This window comes from Puribacter membranae, from assembly GCF_055380425.1.
Genome location: NZ_AP040167.1, coordinates 761,024 through 776,868 on the forward strand (window position 1 = coordinate 761,024; position 15,845 = coordinate 776,868).

A 15,845-nucleotide genomic window follows, 5' to 3' on the forward strand; every position below is an offset into this window, starting at 1 on the left:
GCTTGCTCCTCATTGGTTTTCTGCCATTTGGTCAGCCAGTCGGTAGATAGCCTGACGCAAGTCGTTGCGGTAGCGGATTTTGTTTAAATCGCGGATTTCCGGCTCGCGCGCCAGTATGCGGTAGTTTTTGCCGGCTTCGGTGATCAGGTCGCGCAGTTGACCGGTGTTGTCCAAATCTTGCATGCCGTATTGGTGGCGGGAAAACATTTCGCGCATTTGGGTGCTGTTGATGATGTCGGTAATACCCCATTTCACCCTAAAATCAATCAGGATATGGTCGAGTATGACATTATTGGCTGCCTGAATAATGCTGTTGCTTTCGGTCAAGTTTTCAACCGGGTAGTGCTCTGCCTGATAGCTGCCGTTATAGATGGCGGTGGCGGCATTGGTGATTTCTTTGGCATAGCTGCGGTCTTCCAGCCCGCTGGCAAAGCGGTTGATGTCTTCACGGGTTTGGGCGGCGGCTTCCATTTTTTGCTCGTGTACTTCGTTCAGCAGGCGCGTTACCAGTTCGGTGAGGTAGTCGTAGTCGATTTTCACGTCTTTGACATGGGTCATGCGCAATTCGATTTGGCGCAGCGGGATTTTTTGGGTGGCGGCCAGGTGTGCTTTTAGCTCGTTCGCCAGCACGGTGGTGAGCATGGTTTCCTGCTCGGTACTCATGCCTAATTGTGCTAATAATACCTCAGGCTTATCATAATCAAAGCCTGATTCATCCTCATTCTCCTCTGGATTATATTGTTTAAGTTTAGACATACCATTGTTATAGGCGCGTAGTAAATCCACCATATGATCTTTATCTTTTTCAGAAGGAGGTAATTCTTGAAAGCCTTTGGTCAATACGTCCAATTTTGCGACAACCGCCTTGACTTCGGCAAGCATATCTTTAAATGGTTTGGCTAATACGTTTTCGCCACCATCCTCAATCGGTTTATCTCTTAAATCCGCTGACTTTATGTTGGCATAGATGGCAAGGGCATTATTCATCAGCTTTTCGTTTTGCGCCGGCCAGCGGTAATTGACGATGCGTCCCCACGGCTTTTCTTTCATGTCGGCAATACGGTTGGTGCGCGAATAAGCCTGTATCAGCCCGGCACCTTTCAAGGTGCGGTCCACATAAAGCGTATTTAACTCGGGCGCATCGAAACCGGTGAGCAACTGGTCGACCACAATCACCAAGTCAAGAAAGTTTTTATCAGCGGCGGATTTGTTCAGACGGCTGGTGACATCTTGGGTGTAGCCTATTACATCATCCATGCCGAATTGGGTGCCAAATGCGTGATTATATTCTTGCATGGCGTAGTGCAACCCTTGATTATTCGCCAACATGCCGTCGTTATTGCTGCCGTTGTCGCTGAAAGTAACGGCAACTTTGAGGGTGGGCAAACCTGCGGCTTTGCGCTCTTGATTGACGCGCTGGAATTCGCGGAAATACATCATCGCCATCGGTGTGCTGGCCTTGCCGCCGCCCACATGGGTGGTGAACAGGGCGTTGTATTTGCCGTCATTGGAGCGGTTGCGCCAGTTTTTGAAAATATCGGCCACCACTAGGCGCACATGCTCGATGTTTTCATCGTAGAAGCTCGGTTCCACGGCATCATCCATGTCTTCTTGGGTGAGGTTGTCGATTTTTTGGCGGATTTGTTCTTCCGTCCAATTCGGATAACGTTCACGATAAAAAGCAGGCAGGTATTGGGTTTTCATCTGCTCTTCGTCGATGGTAGTTTCAAAATCCACCTTAAAACCGAGCACATTGCGGTCGGCAATGGCTTCGCGGATGGTGTAGGCGTGCAGCAGCGGGCCGAAAATATCTTCGGTGCGTAGGCCGGTGGTGGTGTCGTCAAACATAGGCGTGCCGGTGTAGCCTATCCAGGCAGCGCGTTTGAAGGCTGCCTGAATGGCCTTGAAACTGTCGCCGCCGGTGGAGCGGTGGGCTTCATCTACAATAAAGACGATGTTTTTATCGGGTGCCTGAAAATACTTGCGCTTGATTAAAGTGTCCAGCTTTTGCACCGAAGTAACGATAATGTCGTTGCCACGGCTTTTCAGTTTGCGGCTTAAATCGGTGGTGGTGTGCGTGCTCTTCACCACGCCGCTTTGGGCGACATCGGCAATATCGCCATCAGGATCGTAGGCTTGGTAGTTTTCGCTGGTTTGGCGGGTGAGCGCGATCCGATCCACCACAAATACCACTTTGTCGACATGTGGCATGCGGCTGGCGAGCCAAGCGGTTTTGAAGCTGGTGATGGTTTTGCCCGAGCCGGTGGTGTGCCAAATATAGCCCACTTTGTTGCTGCCGAATTCAAAGTCAACCTGTTTCAGACGGCTGATGATGTTTTGGGTGGCATACACTTGATACGGACGCATCACTTTGAGCGCCTGCTTGTTTTTGGTGCCATCCAAAATCATGTAATTAGTGGCCATTTGGTGTGCCATCGGGATGCTCAACATGGCATCGGCAAAGGTTTTCCAGTCGCGCACAATGGCGTTGTCGCGGTTTTGCCAATTGAAGGCGAAGTCTTTGTTGAATTTGTCGGCAGTGGTGTTAGCCATGTACTTGACGTTGTTGGGCGTGATGGCCACCAGGATTTGCAAGGTGGAAAAGATGTCGCGATACTGGTTTTCATCGATGTATTGGTGCATCTGGTTGAGTGCCTCGTTCACATCGCGGGTGTCGCGCTTCTCTTCAATCTGAATCACCGGCAGCCCGTTAATCAGCAAGGTGGTGTCGAAAATGCGGTTTTGCTTACCAATGATTTTGGCCGGGCGGCGGATTTGGTTGACCACCTGATAAACAGTGTCACCCGCGCCGACTTGCTTTTGGTCGAACACGGTAAGAAACACATGGCGGCCATCGTCCAGATCGATTTCAATTTGTGACACGCCGTTTAAGCCGTAGAGAAATTGCCCCGCCAGATAGGGCGTGTGCAGCTCGGAAATAATCTTTTTCACTTGGTTGAATTCCACCACGCTCAAAGGATAATCCAACGTATTTTGATTGTGTTGTTCCAAAATGGCTTTGAAATTCGCCCACAAATCATCGGTGGTTTTGATTTCGGGATGATGGCGCCAGCGTTTGGTGGTATAGATATAATCCGCCGCCTGTTCGGCTACAGCGTGGCCGCCTGTTGCATGATGATTACGATGGCTAATCACCCCGCTGCTCAAATATTGGATCAGCTCGGATTCAAATTGCTGTTCATTCATAATTCACCACCCTTTCAATTAGCCCTAATGTGATTTTGGTTTCTTGCGTCGCCACTCGGTTTTTCAATGCCTGCAACCGCAGCTGCATGATGTACACCTGACCGATGATTTTTTGTTTTTCCAATGGCGGCAAGGCGTTGATTTGCAGATTCTTCAGTTGCGCCAAGGTGTATTTCAGCACGCTGGAACCTTGCAAGCCCGCCGCCCATTGCCTTTTAATGTGCTGGTCCTCATTGAGCAGATACAGCAAAAATTGCTTATCCAGCTGCTTGCCGGGGGTGAGCTTGATGTAGTTTTGCGTTTGGATATAATCTTGATGATGGCGGCTCACTATTGCCGCAGTGCCGGAAATCAGGCTGAACACGAGATCCCCCGCCGCCAGCGTACAAACCTTATTCCAAGTGGCTACGGTTTTGATATCCGTATAGACAGGCTCGATGCCAGATAAATCGGCATTCAGATGATGCTGCGCATACCAGACATAACGAGGCGCCTGCTGATCGGGCGACTCTACCACTCGGAATTGAGGCGAGCCGCTGGCAAATCGAACCAATTTTTCCAGCTTTTCCATAAATAATTCCTTTTGTGATTTTTTTAAATCACATAAAATTTCCCATATCATAAGCTGATATGCTTATTCTTGCAATATAATTTTGTGATTTCTATAAATTACATTTTTTTGTTTTAAAAATGCAAATAAAGGCCGTCTGAAATCTTTAGGCGGCCTTTATTTGCACTATGGATTTATTGGATTAGGTCTATTTTACATATGCGTTCTGTCCAAGACTGAAATACCGCTTAATCAAAACAAATCCGGCTCAAACAAATCGCCCTGCTCATGTTGTAATGTGACGGTACGCCGCACATCCAGCGTGAGGTCTGATTTCACCGTACAACAGCACGGTAATACCTCATCATAGCCGATGAAGGCCAGCGGCAGGTCGGCGTAATCGACCGAGCCGGAGAGCAGTTTCACCCGACAACTACCGCAGTAACCCGCACGGCATTGATACTCGACCTCATGGCCGGTGCGCGCGAGTGCATCCAGCAGGCTTTCGCCTTCTTTGAGTTCAAACGAGTAGTCGTGGGTGGTGATACGCATGGGAGATATTGGGATTGGACGCTTAGAAAAAATTCAGGCGCACAACCCAAAGGAAAAACCCCGAGCGATGCGCCTGCTGTGATTTTAAGCGAATTACAGCTCGAAGTCGCTCAGATCGCTGGAATTGATTTCGGCGTTGATTTGACCCACCAAATAGGAGCTGACCTCGACTTCTTGCGGGGCGACTTGCACGTTATCCGAAGACAGCCATGCGTTGATCCACGGAATCGGGTTTTGCGTCGCATGGACAAAAGCAGGCGTGAGGCCAACCGCACTCATGCGCAGATTGGTGATGTATTCGACGTACTGCGCCAAAATATCTTTGTTCAGGCCAATCATCGAGCCGTCTTTGAATAAATATTCGGCCCAGTTTTTCTCCTGCTCGGCAGCGCGTTTGAACAGATCAAAGCACTCCTGCTCGCATTCACGGGCGATTTCAACCATCTCCGGGTCATCCTGACCGCTGCGCATCAGATTCAAAATATGTTGTGTGCCGGTCAAATGCAGGGCTTCGTCACGCGCAATCAGCTTGATGATTTTCGCATTGCCTTCCATCAATTCACGCTCGGCAAAGGCAAATGAGCAGGCAAAGCTGACGTAGAAACGAATCGCTTCAAGCGCATTCACGCACATCATGCACAAGTACAGTTTCTTTTTCAGATCGCGCAACGACACGGTGTAATCACGGCCATTCATGTGATACGTGCCTTCACCGAACATTTGATAAACCTGCGTCGCATGAATCAGATCATCGTAATAATGCGAAATTTCCTTCGCACGTTCGATGATATGCTCATTGCGCACAATGTCGTCAAAAATCACCGATGGATCGGTCACGATGTTGCGAATGATGTGGGTGTACGAACGTGAATGCACCGTCTCTGAAAACGACCAAGTTTCAATCCAAGTTTCCACCTCAGGCAAAGACACCAGAGGCAGCAGCGCGACGTTCGGACTGCGCCCCTGAATCGAATCAAGCAAGGTTTGGTATTTCAAGTTACTGATGAAAATGTGTTTCTCATGTTCCGGCAGTGCTTGATAGTCCGCGCGATCACGCGAGACATCCACCTCCTCCGGTCGCCAGAAAAAGGACAATTGTTTTTCGATCAACTTCTCAAAAACAACGTGCCTTTGCTGGTCATAGCGCGCCACATTAACGTTTTGCCCGAAAAACATCGGTTCTGCGATTTGGTTATTCGGCGTTTGACAAAACGTACTGTAGGGGTGACTCAGGTGAACGTTACTCATTTTATACTTCGCAATAAATTATTTTTAAATCAACAGGCTATATTCTATATTTAAACCAAAACATTAGATTTTACAAGCGCCTGATGCACAGTCATCGTCCGCGACTTGAACATCAAATTGCGCATCATCCGCACCATCACGGGTGTTGTGATAGTACAAAGTTTTCAAACCGTATTTGTAGGCCATCAGCAGATCGGTTAGCAATTGTTTCATCGGCACGCGGCCATCTTCGAAACGCTGCGGATCGTAGTTGGTATTCGCAGAAATCGACTGATCGACGAATTTTTGCATCACCGCTACCAACTTCAGATAGCCCTGATTGTTCGGCATTTGCCAGAGCAATTCATATTTGGATTTGAGTTGCTCGTAATCCGGTACGACTTGCTTGAGCACACCGTCTTTCGAAGCTTTGACGGTCACCAAACCACGCGGCGGCTCAATGCCGTTGGTCGCATTGGCAATCTGGCTGGAGGTCTCAGACGGCATCAATGCGGTCACGGTGCTGTTGCGCAAACCGTCTTTGACGATGGCTTGACGCAAACCTTCCCAGTCGTAGTGCAGCGGCTCGGCGCAAATGCCATCGACGTCTTTTTTGTAGCTGTCAATCGGCAGAATGCCTTGCGCATAGGTGGTTTCGCTGAATGCTCCGCATGCGCCCTGCTCACGCGCCAGCTGATTGGAGGCTTTGAGCAAGTAGTATTGAATGGCTTCAAATGTGCGGTGGGTCAAGCCCAGCGCGGAATCATCCGAGTAGCGCACGTCATTTTTCGCCAAATAGTAGGCAAAGTTAATCACACCCACGCCGAGCGAACGACGCTTCATGCTGGCGATATAGGCTGCTTTGATTGGGTAGTCTTGGTAATCCAGTAAAGCGTCCAGCGCACGAATGATCAAATCGGCCAAGTTTTCCAGCTCGTCCAGATTTTCCAACGCACCCAAGTTGAACGCGGACAAAGTACACAGCGCGATTTCGCCCTCTTCGTCATTGATGTCATTCAGCGGCTTGGTTGGCAAAGCGATTTCCAAGCACAAATTCGACTGACGCACCGGTGCGAGTTTCGGATTGAACGGGCTGTGGGTGTTGCAGTGATCGACGTTTTGGATGTACACGCGACCTGTACCGGCGCGCTCTTGCATCATCAGGCCGAATAGATCAACCGCTGGAATGCGTTGTTTACGAATGGTTTCGTCCTGCTCGTATTGCTCATACAGGCGCTCGAATTCGTCCTGATCGGCAAAGAATGCTTCGTACAAGTCCGGCACATCGTGCGGTGAAAACAGTGTGATGTCCTGGTTTTTGATCAGACGTTGGTACATGGTTTTGTTCAACTGTACGCCGTAGTCCATATGGCGCACGCGATTTTCTTCTACGCCTCGGTTGTTTTTCAGCACCAGCAGCGATTCGACTTCCAGATGCCACAGCGGATAGAACAAAGTGGCCGCACCACCGCGCACGCCGCCTTGCGAACAGCATTTAACCGCCGTTTGGAACAGTTTGTAGAACGGAATACAGCCGGTGTGCTGTGCCTCGCCACTGCGAATCGGGCTGCCGAGTGCGCGAATGCGACCGGCATTGATACCGATACCGGCGCGTTGCGACACGTATTTGACAATCGCGCTGGTAGTCGCGTTAATCGAGTCCAAACTGTCATCACATTCGATCAATACGCAGGAGCTGAATTGACGCGATGGTGTGCGCACGCCGGACATAATCGGCGTCGGCAAGGAAATTTTGAAGGTTGAAACCGCGTTGTAAAAACGCTTGGCGTAGTCCAGGCGCGTCGCTTTCGGGTAGTTGGCAAACAGGCACATGGCCACCAACATGTATAAAAATTGCGGACTTTCGTAGACTCTCTTGGTCACGCGGTCTTGCAACAGGTATTTACCTTCGAGCTGTTTCACTGCCGCATAGGCAAAGTTCAAATCACGCTCGTGTTGAATCTCGGCATCTAACTCGGCGAACTCCTCCGGTGTGTAGTCCGCCAAAATATGCGCGTCGTATTTGCCCATTTGGGTCAATTTGCTGACATGATCGAATAGCGACGGAGGCTCGTACTGACCGTAGGCGATTTTGCGCAAATGGAAAATCGCCAAACGCGCTGCTAAGTATTGATAATCCGGGTATTCGGGCGAAATCAAATCCGCCGCAGCCTTGATGATGGTTTCGTGAATATCCTGTGTACGAATGCCGTTGTAGAACTGAATGCGTGATTTGAGCTCCACTTGCGAGACCGAAACGTTGTTCAGCCCTTCTGCCGCCCAAGTAATGACGCGGTGGATTTTATCTAAATCAATGGGTTCTTGGCGACCGTCTCGTTTGGTGACCAGGATATTGTCTGTGTTCATAGGGCGTGAACCTTTATAAATTAATTGTAATCGTCGGTTAAATAAAAGCTTTTAAATCCTATAAGCGCATGGCGTAACGGATACAGCGAATGCAAGGACTGCTCACATGCTCGCACGAAGCTGTACGAAAGCACGCAGATGACAGACATTGATTCACTCAAGGTATGTGCCTGCTTTTGGTTCGAAAGCCTGCACATCAGCACGTCGCGGTAGGTATCTGACTTTAGCACTTGGAACGCTCGAGCAGTGCCTCACAGTTGCGCCACAGTCCGTGATTTTCACACGGTTCCCTACATCCAATCAGGGGTTTTTCAAGCATTCGCGCGTGGATGTGATGGGTGCATCATATCAAAAATTTGAGCACACTTGTAGCATGAAAGCAGGGATTTTTTTAGCCGAAAATGGTGCTTTTCCCTTGACTTTGAGGCGAACTGCTCAAGCCCTGCATATTTACTGGCTCAGGATCACTTAATCCAGATCAATGTCCAAAATCGACATCGTCAAGGTGTAAGAAATTTCCCCGTCGTCCTCGTCTTTATAAATCGTCGCGATGAATTCGTCGTGCAAATACACTTCGGCACTGTCTTTGGCTTTGCTCAATTTGAGGCGAAAATCCGAGCCGAATTGATTCACGAGGTAGTTTTCCAGTTTGATGAGTTCTGTTTTGTCCATTTTATTGATCCATTGGGTTTGAGATATTTGATGTTTTAAGTACGACCCTGAATGATACCCGATTTTGTCAGGCATCAAATAAAAATGGGCACAACGCCCAGGCCGCACCCATTTTTATTTTAAAATCAATCAGTTGCAATTCTATTCTAAAGCTTTCAGATTCTGAATGATTTCACCGGCCATAGGCTGTGCATCACCGTACAACATACGACAGTTATCGGTGTAGAACAAAGCGTTTTCAATACCGGAGTAGCCCGTGCCTTTGCCGCGCTTGATGACAATCACGTTTTGCGCGTAATCGGCGTTCAAAATCGGCATGCCGTAAATCGGGCTGGATTTGTCGGTACGTGCGCTTGGGTTCACCACGTCGTTCGCGCCGATGATCAGGGCGACGTCGGCTTGGCCGAATTCTTCGTTGATTTCTTCCAGATCAAAAATCTTGTCATACGGTACACCCGCCTCGGCCAACAGCACATTCATGTGCCCCGGCATACGTCCTGCGACCGGATGAATGGCGAATTTGACTTCTACCCCCGCTTTTTCGAGCAAGCCCGCCATTTCCCAGACTTTGTGCTGCGCATGCGCCACCGCCATGCCATAGCCCGGCACAATGATGACTTTGCTGCCATAACGCATCAATGATGCGGCATCAATCGCCGAAAGCTCCTTCATCGAACCTGCAATCGCCTGACCGCCCTGCGCTTCGCCGGTGATCGGCGTAAACAGGATGTTCGCCAGCGGACGGTTCATCGCTTTGGCCATCAATTGGGTCAACAGCGTACCCGCAGCACCGACCACGATACCCGCGATGATCAGCGCCGGATTGCCCAAGACATAACCCTCAAAGCCCACTGCCAAGCCGGTAAACGCGTTAAACAGTGAAATCACCACTGGCATATCCGCGCCGCCAATCGGCATGGTCACCACCACACCCAAGACCAGCGCGACGATGAAAAACAGCACGATCAGCCAGCCAGAAGCCGGTGCAAACGCGACCATCATAAAACCGAGCATAATCGCCGCCACCGCCAAAGCGACATTCACGGTATTTTGCGCGGGCAGGCGATGCGCTTTTTTGATCAAACCTTGCAATTTGCCAAACGCCACGCATGAGCCGGTGAACGACACCGCACCGATCAACGCACCCAATACCGCCAAAATCAGTGTGCCGGTGCTGTGTACATCGCCTTTGGCAAACTCAATCGCGGCAATGGCCGCCGCCGCGCCACCACCCATACCGTTGTAAATCGCCACCATCTGCGGCATATCGGTCATTTGTACTTTTTTACCGGAAATCCATGCGGCAGACGCGCCAACCACCAAGGCCAGCAACATCAAGCCAATATTGTTCAGATGCGGCACAAAAAACGTACCGAAAATCGCCAGCAGCATGCCCACACCCGCCCAAACAATCCCGCGACGCGCGGTGGTGGGCGAGCTCATGCCCTTCAAACCAAAAATAAACAACAAAGCACCGGCAAACCATGCCGCTTGTACATAAAACGGAATGCTCATGATTGCCCCCCTGTCTTGTTATCAGACGGCTCTTTTTTCTTAAACATGGCGAGCATTCGCTCGGTTACCACATAGCCGCCCGCTGCATTGGCCGCGCCTAATGCGACTGCGAAAAAGCCAATCGCCATTTCCAGCGGCGTTTCCGCATGACCCAAGGCAATCATTGCCCCAACCACGACCACGCCGTGAATGAAGTTGGAGCCGGACATCAGCGGCGTGTGCAAAATCACCGGTACTTTACTGATGATTTCGTAGCCGACAAACGCAGCCAACATAAAAATATAAATCGCGAGCATACCATCCATGATTATTCTCCCAAAACTTGTTTGACGCCGGTGTGTACGGTCGCACCGTCTTTGCACAACAACGAACCGGCAATCACTTCGTCCTGCCAATCAATATTCAACTCGCCGTCTTTGATGAACGGTGACAAGAAGTTGTACAGATTTTTGGCGTATAACTCAGAGGCATGCGTCGGCATACGCGACGGCAAATTCACCGGCCCGACGATGGTCGCATTGTGTGCTTGAATGGTTTGACCAGCCTGCGTCAGCGCGCAGTTACCGCCGGATTCGGCCGCCATATCGACCACCACCGCGCCTTGTTTCATGCCTGCGATCATCGCTTCGGTGATGATGAGCGGCGCCTTTTTACCCGGAATCGCCGCCGTGGTAATGAGTACATCGGCGGTTGCAACCGCTTTGGCAAGGCGTTCGGCCTGCTGGGCTTTTTCCTCTTCGGTCAATTCACGCGCATAGCCACCCGCACCATCCGCTGAAACGCCGGTATCGACGAATTTCGCGCCGAGTGATTCGACCTGCTCTTTTGCCGCCGAGCGCACATCATACGCATCCACCATCGCGCCCAAACGCTTACAGGTCGCAATCGCTTGCAAACCGGCAACACCCGCGCCAATCACCAATGCGCGCGCCGGACGAATCGTGCCTGCCGCTGTGGTCAGCATAGGGAAAAATTTGGCGCTGTGCGACGCACCGATCAGTGCGCATTGATACCCCGAACACGCACCCTGCGACGACAGCGCATCCATGCTTTGCGCGCGTGAAATACGTGGCAATAGTTCCAAGGCAAACGCAGTAATCTGGCGTGCATTCAGCGCCGCCAAGCGCTCTTTGCTCTCGTATGGTTTGAGCAAGCCAATCAATACTGCGCCGTGCGGCATTTGCTCGATTTCCTCTAACGTCGGCGGTGTCACGCGCATGATGATTTGCGCATTTTGGTAGGCCTCGGCCTGCGCTTGGGTCATCTCGGTATTGAGATAATCCGCATCGACAAAGTGGCTGTTCAACCCTGCCCCTTGCTCCATGCGCAATTGTGCGCCCAATGCGGAAAACTTTTTGGCCGTCTCAGGCACCAAAGCCACCCGATGCTCGCCTTCCAAGTGTTCGCGCCCCACTGCAATCGTGATTGGCATAATGACACTCCGTTATTTGATCGAAAGCATTATTCTACCACCGCAAGCCCGCGAAACAAACCGATTCACGCACAATCCCCATCACTTTTTCTGCGCATCTTTTACAGTAGTCTTTATGTTATAGTGCCTCATGCACACAAACTACCTCCATTGGCACGAAAACGATGTGCCGTACCAAGCCCGCTGGATTTCAGAAGCCAACCATCCGCCACCCAAACACCTCACTTTGGCCGATGACACCCTGCCTGCCGATCAAGCCTATCGGCTCGCCAGCGCCGGTCACGGACTGCTTTGGCGCGGTGATTTTCAAAATGCGCGGCATTTGTTACAAGCGCTCATGCGCCGTATAGACAAACCGAAAAAGTCGGCGAAAAAAGTCGTACCCGCAGCAACGCCATTGGAGCAGTTTCATCGCCATCGCATGGCGCAAGCACAGCGCGCATATATACTGAACGCCATCCTGATTCCAGTCCAAGCCGACCATCGGATTGACCTACGCCGCGCACCCGATGTCGCACAAGCCTGTGCTGAAGTATTGGGTGAGCAAACCGAGCCATACGTATTGTCGTTGCGCCAATTGCAGGCACTCATCGCCGCTCATGAATGGCGCAAAAAAGGCGTGTTGATCCCTGCGTTGAACGCACACATCCACCCGCACTACGGCGTTTTTTCACCGATACGCGGTGAATATCTGGAGCTGCTCATTCAGGCCGAATTACCGCCCAACTGCACCACCGCGTGGGACATCGGCACTGGAACCGGTGTGATTGCGGCCATTTTAGCCAAACGCGGTATCCCCAATATCACTGCGACCGATACCGATGAGCGCGCTTTGCGCTGCGCTCGTGAGAATATCGAGCGATTGGGCTACACGCGACAGATTCAAATACAAAAGGCCAACCTGTTTCCCGATACACTTGATGTGCCTAATACCCATGCGGATTTGATCGTCTGCAACCCACCGTGGCTACCCGCCAAAGCCAGCTCGCCAGTGGAGCATGCGATATTTGACGCGGGAGGCGCGATGCTCAAAGGCTTTTTGTCCGGCGTAGCACAGCACTTGAGCGAACACGGTCAAGCATGGCTCATCATGTCTGATTTGGCCGAGCATCTCGGACTGCGCCAGTCGGATGAAATCCCACAATTGATCGCACAGCATGGTTTAACCTTGGTACAGCGGCTTGATATTCGCCCGAAACACGGCAAAGCCTTCGATACAAGTGACCCACTGCACGTCGCGCGCGCGCAGGAAGTTACTTCGTTGTGGTGTTTGCGCAAAGCGTAAAAAATGACAAATAGACACAAAAAAGCCACCTAATCCGGTGGCTTTTTTTGAATCAAGAACAACGCATCCATCAAAATGGTGACATACGCGAGAGTACATCATCTTTGGTTTTGATTTTATGATATACCGCACCGACCACATGCAATACCAGCAAAATCACAAAAACCGCCGCGCCTGTTTCGTGCATTTCACCCAAGGTATGCGCCAACGGCTCGTTTTTTTGGATCAGTGTAGGCAGATTAAACAGACCAAACACGCTCACCGGGAAACCTTTGGCATTGCTGATCAGCCAGCCGACAAATGGCATGGCAAGCATCACAACCATCAACAAGCCATGAACGGACTTTTCGACCCAATGCAAAGCGCCATGATTTACCGATGGTGGAATTTTGCCCATATTGCGCATGCGATTGATAATACGCACAATACCGAAAATAAAGACCAATGCGCCCAATGATTTGTGCAACGGCATCAAGCCGCGATTATCGCCCATCATCCAGCCGACGACCAAGGTAGCGATCATCAATACAGCCAACAATGCATGAAAAACAATCATTGACATCGGATATTTTTGCTTGGTGTTCATAACCTCTCCTAAAGATATTGTGCGAAGCGTACGTTTTGAAAGTGGCGAATTATACCCGAATTTGTTCCGAGCATTCTTCGCCTTGTTCTGCGTATGTGACTTATACTTGACGCGCCAACTGCGCCGCGATCCCGATATAGTTCGCCGGTGTCAATTGCAACAAACGCGTTTTTTCGTCTTCGGGAATGGCGAGATTTTGGATGAACTCTTGCAATGCCTCGCGGGTAATGCCCTTGCCACGGGTCAACTCTTTGAGCTGCTCATACGGATTTTCAATACCATAGCGGCGCATCACGGTCTGAATCGGCTCGGCCAACACTTCCCAAGTCGTGTCCAAATCCGTGTTCAATGTGTCCGCGTTCAATTCCAGTTTACCCAAACCGCGCAGACACGCATCATACGCGATCAGTGCATAACCCAAACCCACGCCCATATTGCGCAGCACGGTCGAATCGGTCAAATCACGCTGCCAGCGCGAAATCGGCAGTTTTTCGGACAGATGGCGCAACAAGGCATTGGCCAAACCCAAATTACCTTCCGAGTTTTCAAAGTCAATCGGATTGACTTTATGCGGCATGGTCGATGAGCCGATTTCGCCCGCTTTGGTTTTTTGCTTGAAAAAGCCCAGTGAAATATAGCCCCAGATATCGCGATTCGCGTCGATCAAAATGGTGTTAAACCGCGCCAATGCGTCGAAATATTGCGCCATATAATCATGCGGCTCAATCTGAATGGTGTACGGATTGTAGGTCAAACCCAAATCGTTTTCGATCACAGCGGTGGAAAAAGCCACCCAGTCGTGATTCGGATAGGCGGAAAAATGCGCGTTGTAGTTACCAACTGCGCCATTCATTTTCGCCAATAATGCAACCTCGGCGAATGAGTCACGCGTGCGTTGCAGGCGATAGGCGATGTTCGCCATTTCCTTACCCACCGTGGTGGGCGACGCTGGTTGACCATGCGTGCGCGAGAGCATCGGCTGCTCGGCCAATTCGTGCGCAAGCTGTTTGAATCGCGCAATCAGCGCATCCATTTGCGGCAAAAGCACTTCCGCACGGGCTTTTTTCAGCATCAAGCCGTGCGAGGTATTATTGATATCCTCCGAGGTGCAGGCAAAATGCACGAACTCGGCGGCGGCTTTCAATTCATTGCCAAACGCGGTCATTTTGTCTTTGAGGTAATATTCCACCGCTTTCACGTCGTGATTGGTGGTTTTTTCAATGTCCTTGATCGCCTGTGCATCGACTTCACCGAAATTGGTCACAATACTGTTCAAATATGCCACCGCCGCATCAGAGAATGCAGGCAATTCGGCAAAACCTGCGCGTGACAAGGCAATGATCCAAGCGACCTCGACCTGAACACGATGGTGCAGCAAGCCAGCCTCGGACATAATCGGGCGCAGCGCGTTGACCTTGGCAGCGTAGCGACCGTCAATCGGGGAAATGGCATATAAAGCGGACATGATGTGATTCCTCTTAATTTAAAAATGAATGCCGGCATTTTAACCTTTTTAAGCGATAAAACCCAGAACTTGTGCGCACAACGCCCTAAAAATGAATCGAATTGGCTATAATTCGCCCTTGATCTTGCTGGATATTAAAAAAGGATATGGATGAACAACGCACAGCATTATTTGCGCCAAGCCTACCACGGCAACGCCGATACGACCTACACCTTGCCCGATGACTGGGCGCAAGGCCGCGCCAGCTTTGGCGGGTTAATCGCAGGCATGCTGCTCGCCGCAATGCGCCGCGATGTGCCGGTGGAGCGCGTTCTACTGTCCATCTCCTGCACCTTTGTCGGACCGATCGCCACCGGTGAGCCGTTTATGATCGAAACCGAACTGCTGCGCAGCGGTAAAAACGCGGTGCAAATGCAGGCGCGTATTATTCAAAACCAAGTCGCACAAACCGTGTTGATCGCCTCGTTTGGTCTGTTGCGCGAGTCCGCCGCGCACATGCCTGCCCTGCCCGCGCCTGCGACCACCGCACCCGATGAGTTGCCCTCTATGCCGTTCATTCCGAATGTCATTCCCAACTTTGTTCAGCATTTCGATATGCGTTGGGTTTTTGGCGGTTTGCCTTATTTTGGCGAAGGCACGCGCGAGATGGGCGGCTGGTGGCGTTACAAAGATTTTGATGGCGCGCATGATGACACAGACGATGGCAGCGCCGCCATTTTGTCCGAAGCGCATTACGTCACGCTGCTGGATGCGTGGCCACCGGCCATTTTGCCACTGATTAAAAAGCCTGCTCCCGCCTCCAGCATGACGTGGTTTGCGCAGTTTGTTCAGCCGCTGCCCTTGTTCCAAAACGACTGGATGCTGTATCGCGCGGACGTCGCGCATGCCGCCAATGGCTACGGGCAAACGCAAGCGCACATTTGGAACGCGTCAGGTGAGCTGCTGATGGTCAGCAGCCAAACTGTGGCGGTGTTTGATTAAAACTAA

Annotated in this window: 13 protein-coding genes; 2 read left to right on the top strand and 11 right to left on the bottom strand. The window is 50.9% G+C overall.

All coding sequences use genetic code 11. The features are described 5' to 3' along the window. Positions 1 to 9: 9 nt before the first annotated feature. The 9 genes from ACZ41M_RS03730 to ACZ41M_RS03770 form a co-directional block, all read right to left on the bottom strand. Positions 10 to 3,207, bottom strand: a complete 3,198-nt coding sequence (locus ACZ41M_RS03730; RefSeq protein ID WP_464730255.1) for a type I restriction endonuclease subunit R — start codon at positions 3,205 to 3,207, stop codon at positions 10 to 12. Then, positions 3,200 to 3,778, bottom strand: a complete 579-nt coding sequence (locus ACZ41M_RS03735; protein ID WP_464730254.1) for a restriction endonuclease subunit S — start codon at positions 3,776 to 3,778, stop codon at positions 3,200 to 3,202. The genes ACZ41M_RS03730 and ACZ41M_RS03735 overlap by 8 nt, the downstream gene beginning before the upstream one ends. Positions 3,779 to 4,009: 231 nt before the next feature. Further along, complete coding sequence (yfaE, locus tag ACZ41M_RS03740; protein ID WP_464730253.1) at positions 4,010 to 4,309, bottom strand: class I ribonucleotide reductase maintenance protein YfaE; 300 nt, start codon at positions 4,307 to 4,309, stop codon at positions 4,010 to 4,012. 93 nt (positions 4,310 to 4,402) lie between these two features. Further along, positions 4,403 to 5,557: a class Ia ribonucleoside-diphosphate reductase subunit beta gene (gene nrdB / locus ACZ41M_RS03745; RefSeq protein WP_464730252.1), complete on the bottom strand. Its 1,155-nt coding sequence runs from the start codon at positions 5,555 to 5,557 to the stop codon at positions 4,403 to 4,405. 63 nt (positions 5,558 to 5,620) lie between these two features. Continuing rightward, positions 5,621 to 7,903, bottom strand: a complete 2,283-nt coding sequence (nrdA, locus tag ACZ41M_RS03750) for a class 1a ribonucleoside-diphosphate reductase subunit alpha (protein ID WP_464730251.1) — start codon at positions 7,901 to 7,903, stop codon at positions 5,621 to 5,623. 468 nt (positions 7,904 to 8,371) lie between these two features. Next, entirely contained in the window at positions 8,372 to 8,575 is a 204-nt protein-coding gene (locus ACZ41M_RS03755; RefSeq protein ID WP_464730250.1) for a DUF3126 family protein, read from the bottom strand. A 141-nt stretch (positions 8,576 to 8,716) separates the two neighbouring features. After that, complete coding sequence (locus tag ACZ41M_RS03760) at positions 8,717 to 10,090, bottom strand: NAD(P)(+) transhydrogenase (Re/Si-specific) subunit beta (protein WP_464730249.1); 1,374 nt, start codon at positions 10,088 to 10,090, stop codon at positions 8,717 to 8,719. Continuing rightward, positions 10,087 to 10,395 (bottom strand): NAD(P) transhydrogenase subunit alpha part 2, encoded by a 309-nt coding sequence (locus ACZ41M_RS03765; RefSeq protein WP_464730248.1) that lies wholly within the window; start codon positions 10,393 to 10,395, stop codon positions 10,087 to 10,089. The genes ACZ41M_RS03760 and ACZ41M_RS03765 overlap by 4 nt, the downstream gene beginning before the upstream one ends. A 2-nt stretch (positions 10,396 to 10,397) precedes the next feature. Then, complete coding sequence (locus tag ACZ41M_RS03770) at positions 10,398 to 11,522, bottom strand: NAD(P) transhydrogenase subunit alpha (RefSeq protein ID WP_464730247.1); 1,125 nt, start codon at positions 11,520 to 11,522, stop codon at positions 10,398 to 10,400. A 130-nt stretch (positions 11,523 to 11,652) separates the two neighbouring features. Here ACZ41M_RS03770 and ACZ41M_RS03775 point away from each other — a divergent pair, with 130 nt between their 5' ends. Next, entirely contained in the window at positions 11,653 to 12,807 is a 1,155-nt protein-coding gene (locus ACZ41M_RS03775; RefSeq protein ID WP_464730246.1) for a methyltransferase, read from the top strand. Between the two features lie 70 nt (positions 12,808 to 12,877). Here ACZ41M_RS03775 and ACZ41M_RS03780 read toward each other — a convergent pair whose 3' ends face one another. Both ACZ41M_RS03780 and purB read right to left on the bottom strand, forming a co-directional pair. Beyond that, positions 12,878 to 13,393 (bottom strand): cytochrome b, encoded by a 516-nt coding sequence (locus ACZ41M_RS03780; protein ID WP_464730245.1) that lies wholly within the window; start codon positions 13,391 to 13,393, stop codon positions 12,878 to 12,880. Between the two features lie 100 nt (positions 13,394 to 13,493). After that, positions 13,494 to 14,858 (bottom strand): adenylosuccinate lyase, encoded by a 1,365-nt coding sequence (purB, locus tag ACZ41M_RS03785; protein WP_464730244.1) that lies wholly within the window; start codon positions 14,856 to 14,858, stop codon positions 13,494 to 13,496. Positions 14,859 to 15,008: 150 nt separating this feature from the next. On the opposite strand from purB, the gene ACZ41M_RS03790 reads away from it, so the two are divergent. Further along, positions 15,009 to 15,839 carry an acyl-CoA thioesterase gene (locus tag ACZ41M_RS03790; protein ID WP_464730243.1) on the top strand — a complete coding sequence of 277 codons (831 nt, stop codon included), beginning with the start codon at positions 15,009 to 15,011 and terminating at the stop codon, positions 15,837 to 15,839. Positions 15,840 to 15,845 lie beyond the last annotated feature (6 nt).

Coding starts and splice junctions, on each gene's coding strand:
- ACZ41M_RS03730 (WP_464730255.1), bottom strand. CDS start 3,207: ATGAATGAACAGCAATTTGAATCCGAGCTGATCCAATATTTGAGCAGC.
- ACZ41M_RS03735 (WP_464730254.1), bottom strand. CDS start 3,778: ATGGAAAAGCTGGAAAAATTGGTTCGATTTGCCAGCGGCTCGCCTCAA.
- yfaE (WP_464730253.1), bottom strand. CDS start 4,309: ATGCGTATCACCACCCACGACTACTCGTTTGAACTCAAAGAAGGCGAA.
- nrdB (WP_464730252.1), bottom strand. CDS start 5,557: ATGAGTAACGTTCACCTGAGTCACCCCTACAGTACGTTTTGTCAAACG.
- nrdA (WP_464730251.1), bottom strand. CDS start 7,903: ATGAACACAGACAATATCCTGGTCACCAAACGAGACGGTCGCCAAGAA.
- ACZ41M_RS03755 (WP_464730250.1), bottom strand. CDS start 8,575: ATGGACAAAACAGAACTCATCAAACTGGAAAACTACCTCGTGAATCAA.
- ACZ41M_RS03760 (WP_464730249.1), bottom strand. CDS start 10,090: ATGAGCATTCCGTTTTATGTACAAGCGGCATGGTTTGCCGGTGCTTTG.
- ACZ41M_RS03765 (WP_464730248.1), bottom strand. CDS start 10,395: ATGGATGGTATGCTCGCGATTTATATTTTTATGTTGGCTGCGTTTGTC.
- ACZ41M_RS03770 (WP_464730247.1), bottom strand. CDS start 11,522: ATGCCAATCACGATTGCAGTGGGGCGCGAACACTTGGAAGGCGAGCAT.
- ACZ41M_RS03775 (WP_464730246.1), top strand. CDS start 11,653: ATGCACACAAACTACCTCCATTGGCACGAAAACGATGTGCCGTACCAA.
- ACZ41M_RS03780 (WP_464730245.1), bottom strand. CDS start 13,393: ATGAACACCAAGCAAAAATATCCGATGTCAATGATTGTTTTTCATGCA.
- purB (WP_464730244.1), bottom strand. CDS start 14,858: ATGTCCGCTTTATATGCCATTTCCCCGATTGACGGTCGCTACGCTGCC.
- ACZ41M_RS03790 (WP_464730243.1), top strand. CDS start 15,009: ATGAACAACGCACAGCATTATTTGCGCCAAGCCTACCACGGCAACGCC.